12 protein-coding genes are annotated in these 20,750 nt (G+C 71.8%); 6 read left to right on the top strand and 6 right to left on the bottom strand.

From position 1 onward, the window contains the following. Positions 1 to 34 precede the first annotated feature (34 nt). A complete protein-coding gene (trpD, locus tag O7632_RS13755) occupies positions 35 to 1,108 on the top strand; it encodes an anthranilate phosphoribosyltransferase (RefSeq protein WP_278114571.1) in 1,074 nt (357 codons plus the stop codon). A gap of 48 nt (positions 1,109 to 1,156) precedes the next feature. Here trpD and O7632_RS13760 read toward each other — a convergent pair whose 3' ends face one another. The 6 genes from O7632_RS13760 to O7632_RS13785 all read right to left on the bottom strand — a co-directional run bounded on the left by O7632_RS13760 (position 1,157) and on the right by O7632_RS13785 (position 8,048). Beyond that, positions 1,157 to 1,444 carry an Lrp/AsnC ligand binding domain-containing protein gene (locus O7632_RS13760; protein WP_278114572.1) on the bottom strand — a complete coding sequence of 96 codons (288 nt, stop codon included), beginning with the start codon at positions 1,442 to 1,444 and terminating at the stop codon, positions 1,157 to 1,159. A 40-nt stretch (positions 1,445 to 1,484) separates the two neighbouring features. Then, on the bottom strand, positions 1,485 to 2,696 hold the full coding sequence (locus tag O7632_RS13765; RefSeq protein ID WP_278114574.1) for a transposase: 1,212 nt from the start codon (positions 2,694 to 2,696) through the stop codon (positions 1,485 to 1,487). Between the two features lie 177 nt (positions 2,697 to 2,873). Next, positions 2,874 to 3,725, bottom strand: a complete 852-nt coding sequence (locus tag O7632_RS13770; RefSeq protein WP_278114575.1) for a sugar phosphate nucleotidyltransferase — start codon at positions 3,723 to 3,725, stop codon at positions 2,874 to 2,876. Between the two features lie 11 nt (positions 3,726 to 3,736). Continuing rightward, positions 3,737 to 4,342, bottom strand: coding sequence for an NUDIX domain-containing protein (locus O7632_RS13775; RefSeq protein WP_278114577.1), 606 nt, complete (start codon positions 4,340 to 4,342; stop codon positions 3,737 to 3,739). A gap of 74 nt (positions 4,343 to 4,416) precedes the next feature. Continuing rightward, positions 4,417 to 6,201, bottom strand: coding sequence for an HD domain-containing protein (locus O7632_RS13780; protein WP_278114579.1), 1,785 nt, complete (start codon positions 6,199 to 6,201; stop codon positions 4,417 to 4,419). A 125-nt stretch (positions 6,202 to 6,326) separates the two neighbouring features. Next, on the bottom strand, positions 6,327 to 8,048 hold the full coding sequence (locus tag O7632_RS13785) for a DEDD exonuclease domain-containing protein (protein WP_347403628.1): 1,722 nt from the start codon (positions 8,046 to 8,048) through the stop codon (positions 6,327 to 6,329). 204 nt (positions 8,049 to 8,252) lie between these two features. Here O7632_RS13785 and O7632_RS13790 point away from each other — a divergent pair, with 204 nt between their 5' ends. From O7632_RS13790 to O7632_RS13810, 5 genes are all read left to right on the top strand, one after another. Further along, on the top strand, positions 8,253 to 9,731 hold the full coding sequence (locus tag O7632_RS13790; protein ID WP_278114580.1) for an NYN domain-containing protein: 1,479 nt from the start codon (positions 8,253 to 8,255) through the stop codon (positions 9,729 to 9,731). 294 nt (positions 9,732 to 10,025) lie between these two features. Further along, positions 10,026 to 10,262 carry an MbtH family protein gene (locus O7632_RS13795; protein WP_278114582.1) on the top strand — a complete coding sequence of 79 codons (237 nt, stop codon included), beginning with the start codon at positions 10,026 to 10,028 and terminating at the stop codon, positions 10,260 to 10,262. Between the two features lie 192 nt (positions 10,263 to 10,454). After that, positions 10,455 to 16,169: a non-ribosomal peptide synthetase gene (locus tag O7632_RS13800; protein ID WP_278114584.1), complete on the top strand. Its 5,715-nt coding sequence runs from the start codon at positions 10,455 to 10,457 to the stop codon at positions 16,167 to 16,169. Further along, a complete protein-coding gene (locus tag O7632_RS13805; protein ID WP_278114585.1) occupies positions 16,166 to 19,399 on the top strand; it encodes an amino acid adenylation domain-containing protein in 3,234 nt (1,077 codons plus the stop codon). Before O7632_RS13800 ends, O7632_RS13805 begins: the two co-directional genes overlap by 4 nt. Beyond that, positions 19,396 to 20,721 carry an NAD(P)/FAD-dependent oxidoreductase gene (locus tag O7632_RS13810; protein ID WP_278114586.1) on the top strand — a complete coding sequence of 442 codons (1,326 nt, stop codon included), beginning with the start codon at positions 19,396 to 19,398 and terminating at the stop codon, positions 20,719 to 20,721. Before O7632_RS13805 ends, O7632_RS13810 begins: the two co-directional genes overlap by 4 nt. Positions 20,722 to 20,750 lie beyond the last annotated feature (29 nt).

The following is a 20,750-nucleotide window of genomic DNA, read 5'->3' on the forward strand; positions in this document are numbered from 1 at the left end:
CACCACCCACCCCCACCGCACCTGGGAGGCCCACATGGGTGAACGGTCCTGGCCACACCTGTTGAGCATGCTGCTTGCCGGGCAGGAGCTCTCCACCGCCGACACCGCGTGGGCGATGGGTGAGGTGATGAGCGGTGCCGCGACGTCGGCGCAGATCGCCGGCTTCGTCACCGCGCTGCGGGCCAAGGGGGAGACCCCGGCCGAACTCGCCGGCTTGGTCGAGACGATGCTGGCCAACGCGGTGCCGGTCGAACTCGCCGACGCGATCCGGTCGGACGCGGTTGACGTGGTCGGCACCGGTGGCGACCGGGCGCACACGGTGAACATCTCGACGATGGCCGCGATCGTCGTGGCTGCGGCGGGCGCCCGGGTCGTCAAGCACGGCAACCGCGCAGCCTCCTCCTCGTGCGGTGCCGCCGACCTACTGGAGTACTTCGGAATTCCGCTCGACCTCGGCCCGGCCGCGGTCGTCCGCTGCGTCACCGAGGTCGGCATCGCGTTCTGTTTCGCGGCCCGGTTCCACCCCGGGATGCGACACGCCGGGGCGACCCGCCGCGAGCTCGGCGTGCCCACCGCGTTCAACTTCCTCGGTCCGTTGACCAACCCCGCCCGCCCGCGCGCCGGCGCGATCGGCTGTTTCGACGCCAGGATGGCGCCGGTGATGGCCCGGGTGTTCGCCGGACGAGGCGACTCGGCCCTGGTGCTGCGCGGTGAGGACGGACTGGACGAGTTCAGCACCGCCGCGCCGACCCGGGTGTGGTTCGCTCGGGCCGGCGCAGTACGCGAGATCGTCATCGACGCGGCGGCCGACCTGGGGGTGACCCGCTCGGCCGCCGGCGACCTGCGCGGCGGCGACGCCGCCTTCAACGCCGACGCCGCCCGGCGGCTGCTGGCCGGCCAGACCGGGCCGGTACGCGACGCGGTGGTGGTCAATGCCGGCGCGGCCCTGGCCGCGCACGCTGCGCAGGCGGGAACCGTCAGCGACGACGACCTGGTCCCGGCGATCAAAGCGGGGATGGACCGGGCGGCGAAGGCCATCGACAGCGGGGCCGCCGCCGGCCTGCTCGACCGGTGGGTGCGGACGGCCCAGCAAGCCCGGGACGACTGATCTACTGATCCCGGCCTGGTGGATCACGTCGGTTCCCGGCCTGGTGGATCAGTCGCTGTCGCCCAGGCCGATCGCGAAGGCCGCCTCCAGGTCGTGCTGCGAGTACGCCCGGAACGCCAGATGCGACTCGGTGTTCAGCACCCCTGGCACCTTGGAGATCCGGCCGGCGATCACCTCGGCAACCTGCTCGAACTCGCGGACCCGCACGATCGCGATCAGGTCGACGTGGCCGGCCACCGAGTAGACCTCGGCGACGCCGGGCAGGCCGGCGAGAGTTTCGGCCACCTCGGGGATCGAATCGGTGGCGCAGTCGATCAGCACGATCGCCGTGATCATGGCATTCTCCGTCCGTTGTCAGTTGACAATCCTCCCCGCCCTATCCGACGGGGATTCCCTGGGTCGCCCCAGGGGGTTCCTGCTTCGCCGACGACCGCCCCGTCCGAGAGGAGGACTCCCGGTGAGGTCTTACACCGCCTCCACAGGCAATCACGGAGAGCCCCTCCGCGAGGATGTTGCGGGCCGCGTTGACGTCCCGGTCGTGGGTCCGCCCGCACCGGCAGGTCCACGACCGGACCGCCAACGGCATCCGGTCAGCGATGGTGCCGCAGGCGGAGCACAGTCGGGTCGACGGGAACCAGCGGTCGACGGCCACCAGGTCCCGGCCGTACCAGTCGGTCTTGTAGGCCAGCATGGTGCGGAACTGCCGCCAGGCCGCGTCCGAGATGGCGCGGGCCAGACTGTGGTTGGCCATCATGTTGCGGACGGTCAGGTCCTCGATCACGGTCGTTTGGGTGTCACGAACGAGCCGAGTGGTGAGTTTGTGCAGGTGGTCGCGGCGGCGGTCGGCGATCCGGGCATGCACGCGGGCCACCGCCAGCCGGGCTTTCGCCCGGTTCGCCGAGCCTTTGGCTTTGCGGGCGAGGTTGCGTTGGGCGCGGGTCAGCCGCTGGCGGTCGCGGCGTTCGTGTCTCGGGTTGGGGATCTTCTCCCCGGTCGACAGGGTGAACAGGCTGTCGAGACCGGCGTCGACACCCACCACAGCGGTGGAGGCCGGGGCCGGTTCGATCCGGTCGTCGCAGAGCAGGGACACGAACCAGCGGCCCGCCGGGTCCTGCGACACGGTCACCGTCGACGGCACCGCACCCTCCGGCAGTGGCCGGGACCAGACGATGTCCAACGGTGCGGCCATCTTCGCCAGCGTGAGGCGGCCGTCACGCCACCGGAACGCGCTGGCCGTGTACTCCGCCGACCGCCGCGACCGCTTCCTCGACTTGAACGTCGGATACCGGGCCCGTTTCGCCCAGAAGTTGGTGAACGCGGTCTGCAGATGCCGCAACGCCTGCTGCAACGGCACCGACGACACCTCACCGAGAAACGCCAACTCCTCGGTCTTCTTCCACCCGGTCAGCATCGCCGACGTCGCGTGGTAGGTGACCCGTTCCCGACGCAGGGTCCACGCCTCGCCGCGCGCTGCCAGGGCCTTGTTGTAGACCAGCCGGACACAACCGAACGTCCGAGTAAGCTCGGCCGCCTGCCCCGGGGTGGGGTAGAAGCGGTACTTGAACGCCCGCTTCACGGTCCTGGACACAGTCCACAGTCTAACGATTCGGTCGTGAGCCGTGGGGTTGCGTGTGGGGTGGACGCCGATCCGCCTCGGCGGCGGATCGACTTGCCCCGCCCTGCTCCGCAGGAGTTCCGTTTCCTCCCCGGCCGCAACGCCGGAGTATCCACGGAACGAATCCGATGACATCGCCCGGTGGTGAGGTTAGCCGGCTGGCACGGTCAGGTCCGCACCGACACGGATCGCGTCGACGACGACCTCACCGGCCTCGACTCGGGCCCCTGGCCAGACGACCGCCCGGGTCACCGTGCCCGCCACCACCGCGCCGGCGCCGATCACCGCTTCCTGACACGCCCCGGTCACCTCCGCCGTGGGATCGACCAGATTGCCGCCGGCCGCGGCGTGCCGGTTCGCGGCGACGTAGTCCGGCGGCGTACCGGTGTCCAGGTAGGTGCCGGTGAAGGGGACGACGCGCAGCGCGCCCGCCGCCTCGGCCGGCCGCCACACCGTACGCACCAGGTTGCCGGGCGTCGCGGGTAGCTGGCGCACGTACCGCCAGGGCAGCAGGGAGAACCCGGCGAACCGGTGCCCGTCGAAGCCGCCCCGTTCGGCCGGGTCGGTCAGCCGCTGTCCGAGCAGTCGGACCGATTCGCCGTCCCAGCCGTCGAGCAACGCGGCGATGTCCGGACCGGCGGGCAGCTTCGGGTGGGCCAGGTAGCCGTCGACGTTGCCGACCAGTACGCCGCGTCCGGCGACCCAGTCCCGCAGCCGGCCGACCCCACCTGAGGTGCCCAACGGCTCGCCCGGCTCGACGGACAGGTACGCCCGGTCACCGACGTGGGCCACTACCTGATCGCCCAGGTAACAGGCGTTGACGGCGACTGAGTCGGGGTCGGTGAAGCCGAGCGCCGCGACCCGGGCCAACGCCCGATCGAGCAGCGGCACGTTGCCGACCGGGCAGAGCGCCTTCGGCAGCCGAGCGGTGAGAGGACGCAGCCGTCGGCCCTCTCCCGCCGAGAGGATCACGGCGCAGACCTCGTGCGGGTCGACGGTCACCTGGGACATGGTCAACTCGCGTCCGTCGCTGTCGGGTCGTCGTCGCCGGAGGCTCCGCCGCTGGCCGTCGGATCGTCCGTCGGGTCGTCCGTCGGGTCGTTCGACTGGTCCGCCAGCGGGCCGATGCCGTAGTAGGCGAGCAGCCGGGCGGTCGCCGGAGTGAGCCTCGGCAGGTCGTCCAACCGGTGCCAGGCGGCCTCGTAGACTTCGGCCCCGTCCACCACCAGCGTGGTGGTGGACGCCGGCACCGCCGCTTCGAAGACGACGTCCACCCAGCCCTTGGCGTGGACGACCGCGTTCGGTACGGCGGGCCGCAACGCCTGCGGTGCCAGCCGGATGCCGGTCTCCTCCGCCAGCTCGCGGGCCGCGCCGACCACCGGTGCCTCCCGGTGCTTGAGCAGGCCGGCCGGCAGTGTCCAACCACGACCAGGCGGTTGTCGCAGCAGCAGGAGCCGACGAGGTGTGTCCCGGCCGGTCTCGGAGTCGGTCACCAGGGTCACCGCGCCGACGATGTACTTCGGCACCGCCACCCGGACCAGCCGGCGTCGAACCGAGTGGGGGAGCCGGTAGAACACGCCGTAGAGCAACGCGCGGGAGGGTGATCGACGGGTGATCATAGCGTTCAGGCTAGAGGTAACCCGGTCCGGCCGCCCGCCTAGGTCGCCGCCTACGGCGGCGGGAACCCTCCGCGTCAGGTCGGCTGGTCGACCAGGGCGATCAACTGGTCGACCAGCTGATCGGGATCTATGGTCCGGTCCACCACGGCGACCAGCATCGTCTCCATGTCCGGGTAGTCGAGTTCCTCGGCGAGCCGGCGCAGCGGCTGGTCGTTGGAGAGCGCCCGGTCGTGCTTGCGCAGGATCAGGCTGACCGTGGCCCGGCCGAGCCGTACCTTGTCGTTGATGCTGATCGCGGGCTCTCGATGCTCGGCGAACCAGCGGTTGATCAGCATCTGGGCCTGCGGAGACTTGACGAATTCCAGCCACTCCTTGAGCGGGCCGGCCGGCGCTGGCGTCCCCTCCCCACGGGCGTCACCGTTGGTCTCGGTGAAGATCTCCACGACGTCGCCGTCGGCCAGTTCGGAGGCCAGCGGCGCGAGCCGACCGTTGATCCGTACGGCGAGACATCGCGCGCCCTTGTCCGGGTCGATCTCGTACGCGAGATCCACCGGGGTGGAGCCGGCGGGCAGCACGATCTGCTGGCCCTCGGCGAAGACCTGGATCTGCGCGTCCACCAGGTCCCGCCGCAACGAGTGGACGAACTGCGCGGCGTCGGTGGTCACCTGCTCCCAGTCCAGCACCCGGCGTAGCCAGGCCAACTCGTCGGCCCGGGTGACCGCGTCGCTGCGACCGGGCTTGGCGAACCGGTATGGCGCGGCGACCCCGTACTCCGCGGAGCGGTGCATGGCCTGCGTGCGGATCAGCACCTCCACCGGCCGTTCGTCTGGTCCGATGACGGTGGTGTGCAGCGACCGGTAGAGGTTGTTCTTGGGCGAGGCGATGAAGTCTTTGAAACGACCGGGTACGGGTCGCCACTGGCAGTGGATCGCGCCCAGGGCGGCGTAGCAGTCGGTGTCCGGACCGTCGACGACGATCTCGATCCGGGGCAGGTCGAACGGTTGCTGATGGCCTCCGGCGACGGTGTCCTTCCAGATGGAGTACCGGTGCCGGGGCCGGGGATTCACGTCCGCGTGGACCTTGTCCCGGCGCAGCGCCAGACGTGCCTGGCCGCAGACGTCGGCGAGGTATTCCGCCCAGCCGGGACGGTTGGCCAGATGCGCCGAGATGCGTTCGTACGCCTCTGGTTCGAGGTGGAACAGGACGATGTCGTCCAGCTCACGTTTGAGTGCCTGGATGCCGAGCCGGTCACAGAGCGGAACCAGGACGTCCAGGGTGGCCTTGGCGATCCGCGCCCGGGAGGCGGCGGACCGGGCGTCGAGGGTGCGCATGTTGTGCAGCCGGTCGGCCAGTTTGATGATCAGTACCCGGACGTCTTTGCCGGCCGCGACGATCATCTTGCGGATCGTCTCCGCCTCGGCGGCCTTGCCGTAGAAGGCCTTGTCGAACTTGGTCACCCCGTCGACCAGGTGGGCGACCTCGCCGCCGAAATCCGCTGCCAGCGTCGGCAGGTCGTACTTGGTGTCCTCGACGGTGTCGTGCAGCAGCGCCGCGACCAGCGTCGTGGTGTCCATGCCGAGTCCGGCGCAGATTTCGGCGACCGCCAGCGGATGGGTGATGTAGGGGTCACCGCTCTTGCGGAACTGTCCGGCGTGCATGCTCTCCGCGATCTGGTAGCCGCGCCGGAGCACCGAGGGGTCAGCCGAGGAGTGGATGCCACGGTGGATGCGGATCAGTTCGGCGACCGGATCGGTTTTCCTGGGCGACCAGGACAGCAGGGCACGCAGCCGGGCCGACAGCGGTGTCGAGGCGGGCAGGATGCGTCCGAGGGCGGCGCCGGGACCGGCGTCGACGTCCACGTGGGGACACCTCCTCACCCACCACCCTGCCGGTGGGTCGGCTCGGGCGGGCGCCGCGAATCGGGCGTTGGCTGACAGGACTGCACTTCTCTAACAGCCTAAGCGAGCGAGCGTAGTCCGATCGGCTACTTGCGGGTGAGCGATCGGTCGAGTCTTGGATTGGCTGACGCTCTGTCAGTTTTGGCGAGCAAACCGTGGAAGCGGCCGGCGCCGCGCGCGGGGGACATCCATCCGTCGGACGTGCTCACCAGCCGGGTCTCGGGTGGCTCCAACCAGGACAGGATCCGCTCGGACTCCTCTGCGGACGCGTGCGGGACCGGGCCGTGTCCGCCCCGAACCGTCTCGGCGGTGGCCAGCAGCAGGTCGATCGTGGCCCGGGGATGCTGCCGGGGCGGCGACACGCCGGCGGCCGCCAGCCGGCCGTGCCGGACCACCGCCAGTTCCCACCCGCCGTCCGGGGCGCGTCGCGCGGCGACCAGCTCGGCGATCCGGCTCAGCGCGGTGAGTCGCTGCATGCGCAGAGTGACCCGCAGCACGGCGGCCAACCGGCTCCGGACCACCGCCGCCTCCTCGTACCGCTGGTCGCCGGCGAGCGAGGAGATCCGGGCGAGCAGGGTGTCGACCAACGGCTGCGGGTCGCCCAGGGTCGCGGTGCGTAATGGATCGACGGCTGTCACGGCGTACTGCTCGGGGCTGATCAGATGCTCGCAGGGTGCCGGGCAGCGACCCAGCTCGGCCAGCACGCAGGCCGGGGTCTGCCGACGGAGCGACAGCTTGTGGGTGCACTGGCGCAGCGGCAGGGCGTCGTGGATGCCGGCGGCGGCCAACTCGGCCGATCGGGTGGACGGAAACGGTCCGAGGTAGGTGTCGTCCGCCGCGCTGATCGCGCGGACCACGGACAGCCGGGGGTAGGCCTCGTCGGTCACCTTCAGCCAGACCATCCGTTCCGGATACTTCGACCTGCGGTTGTACGGCGGGGCGTGCGCGGCGATCAGCCGCAGCTCGCGTACCTCGGCTTCCAACCGGTGCGCGCACTCGACGGCCTCCACCCGTTCGGCGGCGGCCAGCATCTCCGACATCCGGGCCCGGCGTTCCGCCGCGGTGAAGTAGCTGCGGACCCGGGTGGCGATGTCGCCCGAGGTGCCCACGTAGAGCGGCCGGTCGTCGGCGGCCCGGAAGATGTAGACCCCGGGGGAGCGGGGCAGCCCGTCGGCGAGATGCCGTTTGCGGCGCTGGACCGGGCTGACCGCCCGGGTGAACTCGATCGCGTCCCCGATGGTGGTGACCTGGTGTCCGCCGAGCCGGGCGATCAACGCGTGCAGCACGTCGACGGTGGCCTGCGCGTCGGCCAACGCCCGGTGGCTGGGCTGACGGGGGGTGCGGAAATAGGTGGCCAGGGTGCCGAGTTTGCGGTTGGCCACCTCGTCACGGCTCAGCACCCGCCGGGCCAGCGCCGCCGTGTCCAGCACCGGTGGGGCCGGCCAGGCGTGGCCGTGTCGGGCGCAGGCGGCCTTGAGAAACCCCACGTCGTACGGCGCGTTGTGGGCGACCAGCACCGCGCCGGCGAGGAACTCCAGCAGGCTGGGCAGCACCTGCTCGATCGGCGGCGCGGGAGCCAGCATCGCGGAGGTGATCCCGGTTAGCACGGTGACGAACGGCGGGATCGGCTGCCCCGGATTGACCAGGGTGGCCAGCACCCCGAGCTCCTCGCCACCGCGTACCTTGACGGCGCCGATCTCGGTGATGCCGCCGCCGTCGGGAGCGCCGCCGGTGGTCTCCAGGTCCAGGACGACGAAGGTGGTGTCGCGCAGCGACACGGCACCGGGGTCGTCGAGCAGGTCACCGATCGTGCTCTGGGTGTATCCCGCCGGCCCTGGCTGTTCGTCGGCGCCCGAGCGCGGAACGGACTTCAGCTGCGCCACGGGACGAACCTTAGGACGTGGGTACGACACACCAGCCCCATCGGTACCATCAGTAACAATACGATCGACTCAGAGAGATCCTTCTTCCTGTCAGGCGCAGGACGCTCCTGCGGTGGGAGACTGGGGCGTATGGCCGCAGCGGAACCGTCCGACGTTCGTCCCGAGGGGGCGGCACCGACGAATGGCGTCGGCTCGCCGCCAGCTGAGCAGAGCGGGTCCGCCGCCGTGCCGGATACCGCCGCGTCGCAGGGGGACCGCGTGGCCGACGGGACACCCGCGTCGCCGGAGGCGCCGACGGCCGAGGCGGTACTTCCCGAGCCCGTGCTTCCCGAGCCGGTACGGCTTCGCATCGTGGCGTTCGCCGCAGCGGCGTTGCCGGAGATACCCGCCGACGAGCTGCCGGCGCCGTTGCGCAAGGTCGCCAAGTTCGCCCCCAACCGCCGAGCCCGGTACGGCGCGGCGATGATCGCCGCCCACCTGACGAGCGACCCGCTCTTTCGGCAGCGGGTCGCTGCCCGAGCCCTCGTCGACGCCGGCGAACTGGGCGAAGCGATCAGCGAGGGTGTCACGCCGGGAGCGGCCGACCCGGTGGAGGTGGCCGCCCTCGCGTACCTGATGCGCCCGGTCGGCTGGCGGGAACTGGTCGGGGCGGCCGGCGCGGCGGTCCGCGCCGAAGCGGACAGCGCCGCTGTCGCCGCCGTGGTGCGCGACGCCGAGGCGCGCGCCGACCGGGCCGAGCACGACCGCGCGGTGGCCAAGGTCGAGGTCGAGAAGTTGCGGGACGAACTGGCCCGGGTCCGGGAGGAACTCGGTCAGCTCCGGGAGGAGTCCCGGTTGCTGGCTCGTGCCCTGCGGGACGCGCAGGCGCAGCAACGGCGGGCCAACGAACTGCTCGCCACCGAAAAGGGTCGGGCCGCCCGGGCGGCCGCCGATCACGACGCCGAGCTGCGCCGGCTGCGCGCCAAGTTGGCCGACGCGGAGTCGTCGGCCGGTGCGGCCCGTCAGTCGGCCAAGGAGTCGCGGGCGGTGGACGACGCGCGGCTGTGGCTGCTGTTGGAGACGATCGGCCAGGCCGCTCAGGGGCTGCGCCGGGAACTCGCGCTCGATCCGGCCGACCGGCTTCCGGCGGACTACGTGGCCGAGGCGTTCGCCGACCGACCGGCCAGTGCCAGTTCTACGCGGGCCCGTGACACCGACGACCCGGCGCGTCTCGACGACCTGCTCGCGTTGCCCCGGGCGCACCTGATCGTGGACGGCTACAACGTCACCAAACGCGGGTTCGGCGAGATGCCGCTGGAACAGCAGCGGAAACGGTTGATCACCGGCCTCGGCGGGATCGCCGCCCAGACCAACGACGAGGTCACCGTGGTCTTCGACGGCGCTGAGCGGATGCACGGTCTGCCGCCGGCCCCGCGCGGCGTACGGGTGCTCTTCTCCCGCAAGGGGGAGACCGCTGACGAGTTGATCCGCCGGTTGGTCCGTGCCGAACCGTCGGGTCGGGCGCTGGTCGTGGTCTCCTCCGACCGGGAAGTTGCCGACGGCGTGCGCCGGCACGGCGCGTATCCGATGGGTGCCGACTCGTTGCTGCGCCGTCTCGCGCGGTCCTGACCGTCGCCCCTGGCCGTCGCCCCTGGCCGGGGATCTGCCGGCGTCTGGTCCGGTTTCATCGTTCCCGGTCTGAATTGCTCATTATTGGTATGGGCTGGTATTACTGGGCCTGAATCGTGAGTCAATATAGGCCTATTGAGCAATTCATTGCTGAATTTCTAGGTCAGATTGCTGATCGGGCTGGATTGTCAATATCGTGCCGCGTGATTTGACAGCCGGTATTGACTGCCCATGTCGGCCGTGTCATCCTCCTGCATCAGGTCTGGTAATTGGGCAACTGCAAGGGGTGGTGGCGTGTTCGGCGACGACGACACGATCGTGTACGCGGTGGTTCTGAATCAGGAGGAGCAGTACTCGGTCTGGCCCAACGAGCGTGATTTGCCGCTTGGCTGGGAGCGTGCGGGGTTCGTGGGGACCAAGGCCGAGTGCCTGGACCACATCGACAAGATCTGGCTGGACATGCGCCCGCGGTCCCTGCGGGACTGGCTGTCCGGAGGGTCGCTTCCTGATCTTGTCAACGACTTGACTTGATGCTTTACGGTTTGCTCAACTGATTTGGCGATCAGCAAGTCAAGTGGCGGCCGGTGCCGTTCGTCCGGCGGGAAAGTGGCCGCGCGGTGGTGGCGGTCCTGCGGTGTCGGGATGTCGGCAAGAGGCCTATTGAGGCGTGGTGAAGCTGTCGCCCGGTGAGTGATTACGTGACTACGGAGTCGGAGGCCTGTCGTGCGATACGGGGCGACCCCGCTGCAACGTGGCCTGATCGTCAACAGCCTGCGCGACCGGGATGCCGGGATCGACATCATTCAGGTGCTTCTGACCTGGCCGACGACGCTGAACCGGGCCGCGTTCGAGGCCAGCTGGCACGCCGCCACCGCCCGACACGAGGTGCTCCGGACCGGATTCCGCTGGCACCCATCCGACGGGCTCATGCAGGTGGTCGAACCAGCGGCCACGATCGGCATCCGCTGGCGCGACGACTGGCGTGCCGACGACGACCTCGACGGGCTGCTCCGGGCCGACCGGTCGGCCGCGTTCGACCCGGACCAGGCCCCGATGGCGCGGATCACCGTCCTCGCCGGCACGCCGGCACCCACCGTCCTGTTCACCTTCCACCACGCCATCCTGGACGGCCGGTCGTTGGTCCTGCTGCTGGACGAGGTGTTCACCGACTACCTCGCCCGGCTCACCGGCCGGTCGGTCGAGCATCCGGTACGACCGCCCTTTCGTGACTTCGTCGACTGGTGGCGGGGGCACGACCTGACGGCGGCCCAGCGGTTCTGGTCCGGCCATCTCGTTGACGCGCTGCCACCGAGGCCGTTCGCCGGATACCTCGGCCCGGCCGATCTCGCCGACGCCGCCGGCCCGGCCGAGGCCGGCGGCGGCCCACCTGCGGCCGGTCCGCCGGCCCGGCGGGCAAGTGCCCCGCGCACTCTGACGATCGAGTTGACCTCGGACGAATCCGAGCTGATCAGGGCCGCGGCGACCGCAGCCGGCGGCAGCGTCAACAGTCTGGTCCACGCGGCCTGGGGACTGGTACGTGCCCGCTACGCGGGGCAGCCGGAAGCGACCCTCGCGATGACTCGATCCTGCCGGCGTGACACCGCACCCGGCGCGGGGGAGATGATCGGCCTGCTGATCAACACCGTGCCGCTCCACCTGCGAATCCCCACCGGGTGGACGGTCACCGAGTTGGTGCGCGACGTCCATCGCCGGATCCGGCAGGTCCGGGAGCACCAGTACGCCCCGTTCACCACGATCCTCGAATGGGCCGGCCACCGGCCGGAGACACCGTTGATCGACAGCCTGGTGGTCTTCGAGCGTCGGCTGGCGCAGTCGGTGCTCGCCGAGCGGCATCCGCAGCTGCGCGCGGCGGGCATGCGGCTGGAGCGGCTGCCCAGCTACCCGGTCACCATCTACGTCTTCGACGAGCCCCGGATGCGACTGCTGCTCATTCACGACGGCAACCGCCTGCTCACCACGGCGGCCGAGCGGATCCTGGCGCACTTCCGTACCGTGCTGTCGACCATGGCCCGCCAGCCGTCGGCGCTGCTCGGCACGGTGGCGCTGGACGAGAAGACCGAACGGAACCCGATCCGACGTAGCGGCCCGGACACCGATCCGGTTCCCGCCGCCACGATCGGCGAGCTGTTCACCGCCGTCGCCGGCCGTGTTCCGAACGCCCCGGCACTCACCGACGGTGCCACTAATCTGTCCTACCAGGACCTCGCCGAGCGGGCGAATCGGCTGGCCTGGCTGCTGCGCGAGCACGGGGTGGACTGTGACGTTCCCGTCGCGGTGGCGCTGCCCCGGGGGATCGACCTCATCGTGGCGTTGCTCGCGGTGAGCCTCGCCGGAGGCGCGTACCTGTCGGTCGACCCGGTCGATCCACCAGCCCGTACCCGTCAGCTCCTCGACGACAGCCGCGCGACCCTGGTGATCACCCCCGGTTGGTTGGCCGCCCAGGCCGCCGAGCTGACCCGACCGGCGCCGGGTCCGCCGCCCGGTCGAGCCCACCCCGAGAGCACCGCCTACGTGAGCTACACCTCCGGATCCACCGGGCGGCCGAAGGGCGTGGCCGTCCCACACCGCGCCGTGCACCGACTGATCGACCGACCCACCTTCGCGCGGCTCGGCCCGGGGGAGACGCTGCTGCACCTGGCGCCGACGGCGTTCGACGCCTCCACGTTGGAGATCTGGGGGGCACTGCTCACCGGTGGCCGGCTGGTGGTGGCTCCACCCGGGCCGGTGGACCTGGCCACGATCACCGCTCTGATCCGGGACCACTCGATCACCCTGCTGTGGTTGACCGCCGGGCTGTTCCACCAACTGGTGGACCTCGACCCGGCCGCACTGGCCGGCGTACGTCAGGTGCTCGCCGGCGGCGACGTCCTCGCGCCGGACGCGGTCCGGGCGCTGTCGCGGACCCGGCCCGGTCTGCCGTTCGTCAACGGCTACGGTCCGACCGAGAACACCACCTTCACCACCTGCCACGTGACGACGACGACCGAAGGCGTCGGCGACCGGGTGCCGATCGGGACGCCGATCCAACGGACCAGCGTCGTGGTGCTCGACGAGACCGGCGCACCCGTGCCGGTCGGCGTCGTCGGCGAGCTCTACACCGGTGGCGACGGACTGGCCCGGGGCTACCTGAACCATCCGGCGGCCACCGCCGACCGGTTCGTGCCGGACCCCTTCGCGGCCACCCCGGGTAGCCGCCTCTACCGTACCGGCGACCTGGTCCGGTGGCGCGCCGACGGAGTGCTGGAATTCATCGGCCGCGCCGACGAGCAGGTCAAGATCCGGGGTTATCGGGTCGAACCCGGTGAGGTGGCCGCCGTACTGCGCGGCCATCCGCAGGTGACCGACGCGGTGGTGGTGGTCCGTGGCGACGGGGCACAGCGGCACCTGGTCGGCTACGTCACGGCCGCCCCTGACACGCTCACCGCCACCGACCTGCGGGAGTACGCCGCGCGGCGACTCGCCGGCCATCTGGTGCCCAGCCGATTCGCGGTACTCACCCGGTGGCCGCTGACCGCCAACGGCAAAGTGGACCGGTCCGCCCTGCCGCCGGCGTCGCTGCCCACCGGCGCGTTCGTCCCGCCCCGTACCCGCACCGAACGTGAGCTGGCCGGCCTCTGGCGGGACGTGCTGACGGTGGAACGGGTGGGGGTCGAGGACGACTTCTTCGGACTCGGCGGCAATTCCCTCGGGTTGACCCGGCTGCTGTTCCGGATCCGGGAGACCTTCGACGTGGAGCTGTCCCTGCCAGCGTTCTACGCGGCACCGAGCCTGGCCGGATGCGCGGCGGCGATCGACGCGGCGGCCGGGGCGGCCGACGGCACCGTTCGGTCCGCGCCCGGTGGCGGACCACGTCCCGGCGTGATCGGCCGGCGTGACCGGCGGGCGTTCGCCACCGGCGGAGTCGATCGTTCCACGGTCGTGCCGGCAAAGCCGCCAGCTGACCGACCCGAGGTCGGGTCGGTGGCCGCGACGCCGGTGGCGGCGGAACCGTCGATTCCGCTCACCGAGGACTGGACGCTGTGGCGCACCGTGTGCCTGCGCGGGGCGGGAATGCCGTTCGCGCTGCTCGCCCCGTTGGGTGATCCGGAGTTGGCCGCCGCGGCCGACGCCGGCGACGACGAGGGGTTCGCCGCGCGCTGGCCGGCCGCGACCCGGCGGCTCTCCCAGGCGCTGTACGCCGCCGCGAAACACCCGCAGGTACGCGAGGCGGTGGCGTGGCAGAACCGGCACGCGTTGCGGACCGGCTTCGATTCGCTGATCCGACACGGCCCGCAGCCGGCCTCTCGCAACACCAAACACCGCCAGCACGAAGCGCTGGTCGGCAGCTACCTGCAACGCTACTGCGCCAAGAACGACACCATCGGGTTCTTCGGGCCGGTCGGCTGGGCCCGGTTCCGGTCCGGTGCCGGGCTCAGCCTGTCCGCCGGCCCACTCGCGGCGCGGGCCGTCCATCTCGAAGGGTGGGCGGTCACCGCTCTGCTGGCACCGTACGTCGACCGGCTGCGGCCGACCCTGGTCCCTCGGTTGATGCCGTTCCTGGACCTCGTCGGCGACCAGTTGCGGGTCCCGATGGCGCAGCCGGTGCCACTGACTCCGACGCAGGCGGCGGTCCTGCGGGCCTGTGACGGGGTCCGCAGCGCTCGGCGGGTGGCCGACGTGCTCGCCGGCGACGGGCTGTCCGTCGCCGAGGTCTACCAGGTCCTGGCCGAGCTGGCCCAGGCCCAGCGGATCGCCTGGCGGCTGGAGGTGTCGCCGGACGACGTACGGCCCGAGCAGACCATGCGGCGGCTACTCACCAGGACCACCGACCCGGCGGACCCGGACGGGGCGGCGGTGCCGGATGGCGCGGTGGACCCGGCGGTGCCGGCGGACCCCGCCGGCTCGGACGGCGCGGCGGACCCGGACGGCTGCGAGCCGGCCCGCCGGGAGGCCCTGGCCGCCCTGGACGAGCTGGTCGCCGCCCGCGACGCGTTGGCCACAGCGGCCGGCGATCCCGACAAGGTGGCCCGGTGCGTCGGTGAGCTGGAAGAGGTCTTCACCCGGCGGACCGGCGCCGCCGCGACCCGCCGGCCGGGCGAGCTCTACGCCGGGCGGACGATCGCGTACGAGGAGTGCCTGCGCGGCGGTTCGGTGGAGTTCGGCGAGTCCATGCTCGACGGAGTACGCGACGCCTTCGGCATCGTGCTCGACGCGGCGCAGTGGTTCACCGCGGCGGCGGCGGCCCTGTGGCATCGCCACTTCGTGGACCTGTTCACGGCGCGGGCCACCGAGCGCGGCACGGCCAGCGTGCCGTTGGCCGAGTTCTGGCTCATCGCCGGAGACCTGATCTTCAACCCGCCGGCCGAACTGGTGGATCCGCTCCAGCGCGCGCTGCGTCAGCGCTGGTCACGGGTGCTGCGGCTGCCCGCCGGACTCGACCGGATCCAGCTGGACAGCGCCGACCTGCGGGACCGGGCCCGACAGGAGTTCGCCGCCCGGCGACCCGGCTGGCCGACCGGCGTGCAGCACAGCCCGGACCTGATGATCGCCGGCGACCAGTGGGTGCTCGGCGAGCTGCATCCCGGGGTGAACACCATGCGCTACCACACCTGGGTGGCGCTCCACCCGGATCCGGACGCACTGCGGGCCCGGCAGCGCCTCGACGTCGGCGGGCCGGCCGTCTATCCCGGTCCGACCGGCGAAGCCGGCGGCATTCCCGCCCGGCAGGGCAACGCCCTGGTGTCCGCGCAGGACCTGCGGCTGATGTTCGCGCACGACACCTGCCAGTCCGCGCCGGCCGCGCCGTTGCCGATCGGCGCGTGCGACGTGCTCGAACACGGCGGCCGACTCGTCGTGCGTCGCCGCGACGGACAGGTCGAGATGCCGCTGGTGGAAGTACTGGGTGACCTGCTGGCGGCCGGGGTGGTGCAGCACTTCAAGGTGACCACCGCCCAGGCCGCGTCGACCGGGACCGTACCGGTGCCGACCAGCGGCCAGGGCCGCTCCGGCAAGCGGGCCGGGCCGGCCACCGAATCGGTGGTGCGCACCCCCCGGGTGACCATCGACCGGCTGGTGGTCAGCCGGCAGGGATGGGCGTACCAGGCCGGCCAGCTCGACTTCGCCGGCACCGCCGACGAGGCCCGGCGCTACCGGCAGGTACGGGCCTGGGCCCGCCGGCACGACCTGCCCCGGCACGTGTTCCTGCGTACCGAGGGCGAAGACAAACCGATCTATCTGGATCTGACCAGTCTGGTGTCGATCGACCTGCTGGCCCGGGCGGTTCGCCGCGCCCACCGCAACGTCGGGCCCGGTGCCCGGGTCGCGGTGACCGAGATGCTGCCCGGACCGGAGCATTTCTGGCTCACCGACGCGGCGGGACGACCCGGTCCGGCGGAACTACGGGTGGTGGCGGTTCGACGGTCAGGAGGCGGCACGTGAGCGAGACGTACGAATTCCCCGCGTCGTTCGGGCAGCGGCGCCTGTGGCTGCTCGACCGGATCGACCCGGGCCTGCCCACGTACAACGTGCCGTGGGCGATCCAACTGAGCGGGCCGCTCGACCCGGCGGCCCTGCACCGGGCGCTGACCGCTGCCCTGGCCCGGCACGAGGCACTGCGTACGGTGTTCCGGGAGTCGGCAGACCGGCCGGGCCAGCCGGTCCAGGTCGTCGCCGACACGGCCGACCTTCCCTGGCGTACGGTCGACCTGACCGGTGAGGCCGACCCGGCCGCCGCCGCGCGTCGACGCGCCGAGCGGATGGCCCGCACCCAGTTCGATCTGCGGACCGGACCGCTGCTGCGGGCGGAACTGCTGCGGCTCGCCCCGGACGAGCACGTGCTGCTGGTCGTCTACCACCACATCGTCGCCGACGGCTGGTCGCTGCGGATCCTCGTCCGGCAGATGATCGACGACTACGCCGGCCGGCCGGTGCCCGAACCACCCATCCAGTACGCCGACTTCGCGGTGTGGCAAGCCGAACAGGCGCGGCGGGCCGAGCCGGCCGAGGCCGATCAGCGGGCCGAGCCCGCCAAGACCGATCAGCGGGCCGAGCCCGCCGAGGCCGATCAGCGGGCCGAGCCCGCCCAGACCGACCGGTCCGCCGGGACGGTTGAGCCGAGCGACGGCTGGCAGCGCGCGGAGCGGTACTGGTCGACCGAACTGGCCGGGGCCGACCCGGTGCTGGCCCTGCCGACCGAACGGGTCCGGCCGCAGCAGCCGTCGCTGCGCGGTGACACGCTGCCGTTCGCCGTCGCCGACGAGGAAGCCGAGCGGCTGCGGCGATTCGCCCGCGAGCACGGGGTCAGCCTCTTCACCGTCCTGCTGGCCGGCTTCGCCGTCACCCTGGCCCGCCTCGCCGGCCGCGACGACCTGCTCGTCGGGGTGCCGGTGGCCGGCCGGGAACAACCCGAAACCGAGCAGGTCGTCGGCCTGTTCATGAACACCCTGCCGGTACGGCTGCGGCCTCGGTCGGCGCAGGATTTCGCCACCCTGCTGACGCAGGTCCGGGACACCGTCGCCGGCGCGCTCGCCCACCAGCAGGTGCCGTTCGAACGGATCGTCGAGATCTGCCGGGCACCCCGGGAACTGGCCAGTTCCCCGCTCACCCAGGTGATGTTCCAACTCGAGGAACTACCGGGCGGAGCCGAGGTCGACGGGCTGCGGTGGCGGCCGGAAATGCTCGACAACGGCGGCGCCAAACTCGACCTCACCCTGATGATGGTCGACGACGCCGACGGGCTCACCGGCCGACTGATCTACGCCACCGACCTGTTCGACGCCGCCTGGGCCGGGCGCTTCGTCGACCTGCTGCGGACGGTGCTGCACGCCGCCGTACGGGCACCCGGGCGCAGCCTCGGCGACCTGCCGCTGCTGCCGGCGGCCGATCTGTCCACCGTGACCGTCGACTGGGCTACCGGACCGCAGCTACCGGCGGGCCCGCCGACCGCCATCGAGATGCTGGCCGACGCCTGGCCCACCGACGAACCCGCCCGGATCGCCGGGGCGCTGCGCCGCCTCGGCGTCGGGCCGGAGGACCGGGTCGGGCTCTGTCTGCCCCGCGACGACCGGCTGATCCCGGCGCTGCTCGGCATCTGGTGGGCCGGAGCCGGCTACGTGCCGCTCGACCCGGACCATCCGCCGGCCCGGACGGCCATGATGATCGCCGACGCCGGGGTCGACGTGGTCCTCGGCACCGGCCAACCGCCGCCGGGACTGGCCGACGCGCCACGGGTGCGCCTCGTCGACCTCGACGACGCGCTCGTCGCCGAACCGGTGCCGCGCCAGCCGATTCCCGCCACCGCTGCGGCGTACACGATTTTCACGTCCGGGTCGACCGGCCGGCCCAAGGGCGTGACCGTCGACCAGGGCAACGTGGCCGCGCTGCTGACAGCGTTCGGCGCACTGCTGCCGATCGGACCCGCCGACCATCTCGTCGCGGTCACCACCGTGGCCTTCGACATCTCCGTACTCGAACTGCTGCTGCCGCTGGTGTGCCGGGCGCGGGTCACCGTCGCCGATGCCGGCACCGTCGCCGACGCCGCCGCGCTGCGTCGACTGGTGGAACGTACCGGCGCGACCGTCCTGCAGGCGACCCCGGCGACCTGGCGGGCCCTGCTGACCACCGGCGGTGTGCCGGCCGGCGTCCGGCTGCGGATCTGCGGCGGCGAGGCAATGCCCCGGGACCTGGCCGACGCGCTGCTCACCGACGACGCGCAGCTGTGGAACGTCTACGGTCCGACCGAGACGACCGTCTGGTCCACCGCCGCCGTTGTCGCCCCGGACGGCCCCGTCCTGGTCGGCACCCCGATCCCCGGGACCCGGTGCTACGTGCTGGACGACCGTCTGCAGCCGGTGCCGCCCGGCGTGGTCGGCGAGGTCTTTCTGGGCGGGGCGGGCGTGGCCAGAGGCTATCAACGGCAACCGGGACGTACCGCCGAACGGTTCGTCCCGGATCCCTTCTCCACCAGCGGCGGACGGCTCTACGCCACCGGCGACCTCGCCCGCTGGCGCACCGACGGCACTCTGGAACTACTCGGCCGAGCCGACCACCAGGTCAAGATCCGTGGCTTCCGGATCGAGCCCGGCGAGATCGAAGTGGTGCTGCGGTCCTGCCCCGGCGTGACCGACGCGGTGGTGACCGTCACCGGCGGGCCGGACCCCCGGCTGGTCGCGTACGTGGTCGGCGACGACCGGCAGGTCCGGGGATGGCTCACCGAGCGACTGCCCGGCTACCTCGTGCCGGCCGCCGTGGTGACGATCGCCGCCCTACCCCGGACCGCGAACGGGAAACTGGACCGGGCCGCGCTGCCCGCGCCGGACTGGTCGGCCGGAGCACCGACCCGCGCCGCGAGCACCGACACCGAACGGCACCTGGTCGGCCTCTGGCAGGAACTGCTCGGGCTGACCGAGGCACCCGGCGTGGACGCCAACTTCTTCGCCCTCGGCGGGCATTCGCTGACAGCGACCGCGTTGATCGCCCGGATCGGCACGGACCTGCGGGTGGACGTGCCGCTGCGCACCCTGTTCCGGGGCCCGACCATCGCCGAGTTGGCGCGGGCGGTCGACGAGCAGGCCGCCAGCGGCAGCGACCCGATCCGCCCGATCGGCAGCGGCCTGGCCGACCTCGACGACGACGAACTGGACGACCTGCTGCAGGAGCTGATGCGGTGAACGCCGGACGAACGGCCGGCCACGGGCAGCGGGCGGCGATCATCGGCGCCGGACTGACCGGCTCACTGCTGGCCAGCTACCTGGCCCGGCGGGGCTGGCAGGTCGACGTCTACGAACGCCGCGACGACCCGCGCGAGGTCGCCGGTGCCGGTGGACGATCGATCAACCTTGGGCTGTCCGCGCGGGGCATGGCCGCGCTGCGGGAGATCGGCCTGCTCGATCCGGTGCTGCGCCGCTGCGTGCCGATGCGCGGCCGGTACGTACACGACCCCGACGGAACGTTGAGCTTCCAGCCGTACGGGACCCGCTCGGGTGAGGTGCTGCACTCGATCCTGCGACAGGACCTCAACGAACTGCTGATCGGATACGCCGAAGGCCATCCACAGGTGCGTTTCTCGTTCCGGCACGCGTTGACCGAACTGGACGCGGCCGACGGGCTGCTGTCGTTCGCGAACGGGCAGCAGGCCCGCGCGGACCTGGTCGTCGGCGCGGACGGTGCCCACTCGACAGTGCGTGACCTGCTGCAACGGCAGGGGCACGTGCGCAGCACGGTGGACGTGTTGGAGTGGGGCTACAAGGAACTCACCATCCCCGCCGCCGACGACGGCTCCGCCCGTACCCCCCTGCGGGGTCTGCATGTCTGGCCCGGCGGCGGCGACGGACTGATGGTGGCCCACCCCAACGTGGAGAACTCGCTGACGGCCACGATGTTCCTGCCGATGCCGACGCTGGCCCGGCTCGACACCGAGACCGCCGTGCACGCCTTCCTCGACGACGGGTTTCCGGACACCGCCGCGCTGATGCCGGACCGCGCCGCCGAGTGGCTGGCGCATCCGGTCGGCAAGCTGGTCACCGTCCGGGCCGAACCGTGGCGGTACGGGCAGTCGGTGGTCCTGGTCGGTGACGCGGCGCACGCCGTCTACCCCTTTTACGGCCAGGGCATGAACTCCTGCTTCGAGGACTGCTCGTTGCTGGCCGGTTGCCTGGACCGGTTCCCGGCCGACCGGGGCGCGGCGCTGGCCGAATACCAGCGGCTGCGCAAGCGGCACACCGACGTGCTCGCCGAGCTGTCGGAACGCAACTTCGTCGAGTTGCGTGACCGAATCCGGTCGCCGTGGTTCCGGGCCCGCAAACGGGCTGATCTGGTGCTGCACCGGATGCTCGGATCGGCCTGGTTGCCGCTCTACACCATGATCTCCCACCGCACCATCCCGTACGCGGATGCGCTGCGGCGGGCCCGGCGGCAGGACGCGGCGCTGCTCACCGCGGTGGTCCTGACCCTGGGCAGCGCCACCGGACTGCTCACCCTGCTGATCCGCTGACCCATCGGCTCCCACCTGCGGCAAGGACC

Origin of the sequence: Solwaraspora sp. WMMD406 (assembly GCF_029626025.1) — a bacterium.
In the GTDB taxonomy this organism is placed as follows: domain Bacteria; phylum Actinomycetota; class Actinomycetes; order Mycobacteriales; family Micromonosporaceae; genus Micromonospora_E.

Bases quoted from the DNA above. Each gene is read 5' to 3' on its own strand.
- O7632_RS13790 (WP_278114580.1), top strand. From the start codon at position 8,253: ATGGCCGCAGCGGAACCGTCCGACGTTCGTCCCGAGGGGGCGGCACCG.
- O7632_RS13775 (WP_278114577.1), bottom strand. From the start codon at position 4,342: ATGATCACCCGTCGATCACCCTCCCGCGCGTTGCTCTACGGCGTGTTC.
- trpD (WP_278114571.1), top strand. From the start codon at position 35: ATGGGTGAACGGTCCTGGCCACACCTGTTGAGCATGCTGCTTGCCGGG.
- O7632_RS13760 (WP_278114572.1), bottom strand. From the start codon at position 1,444: ATGATCACGGCGATCGTGCTGATCGACTGCGCCACCGATTCGATCCCC.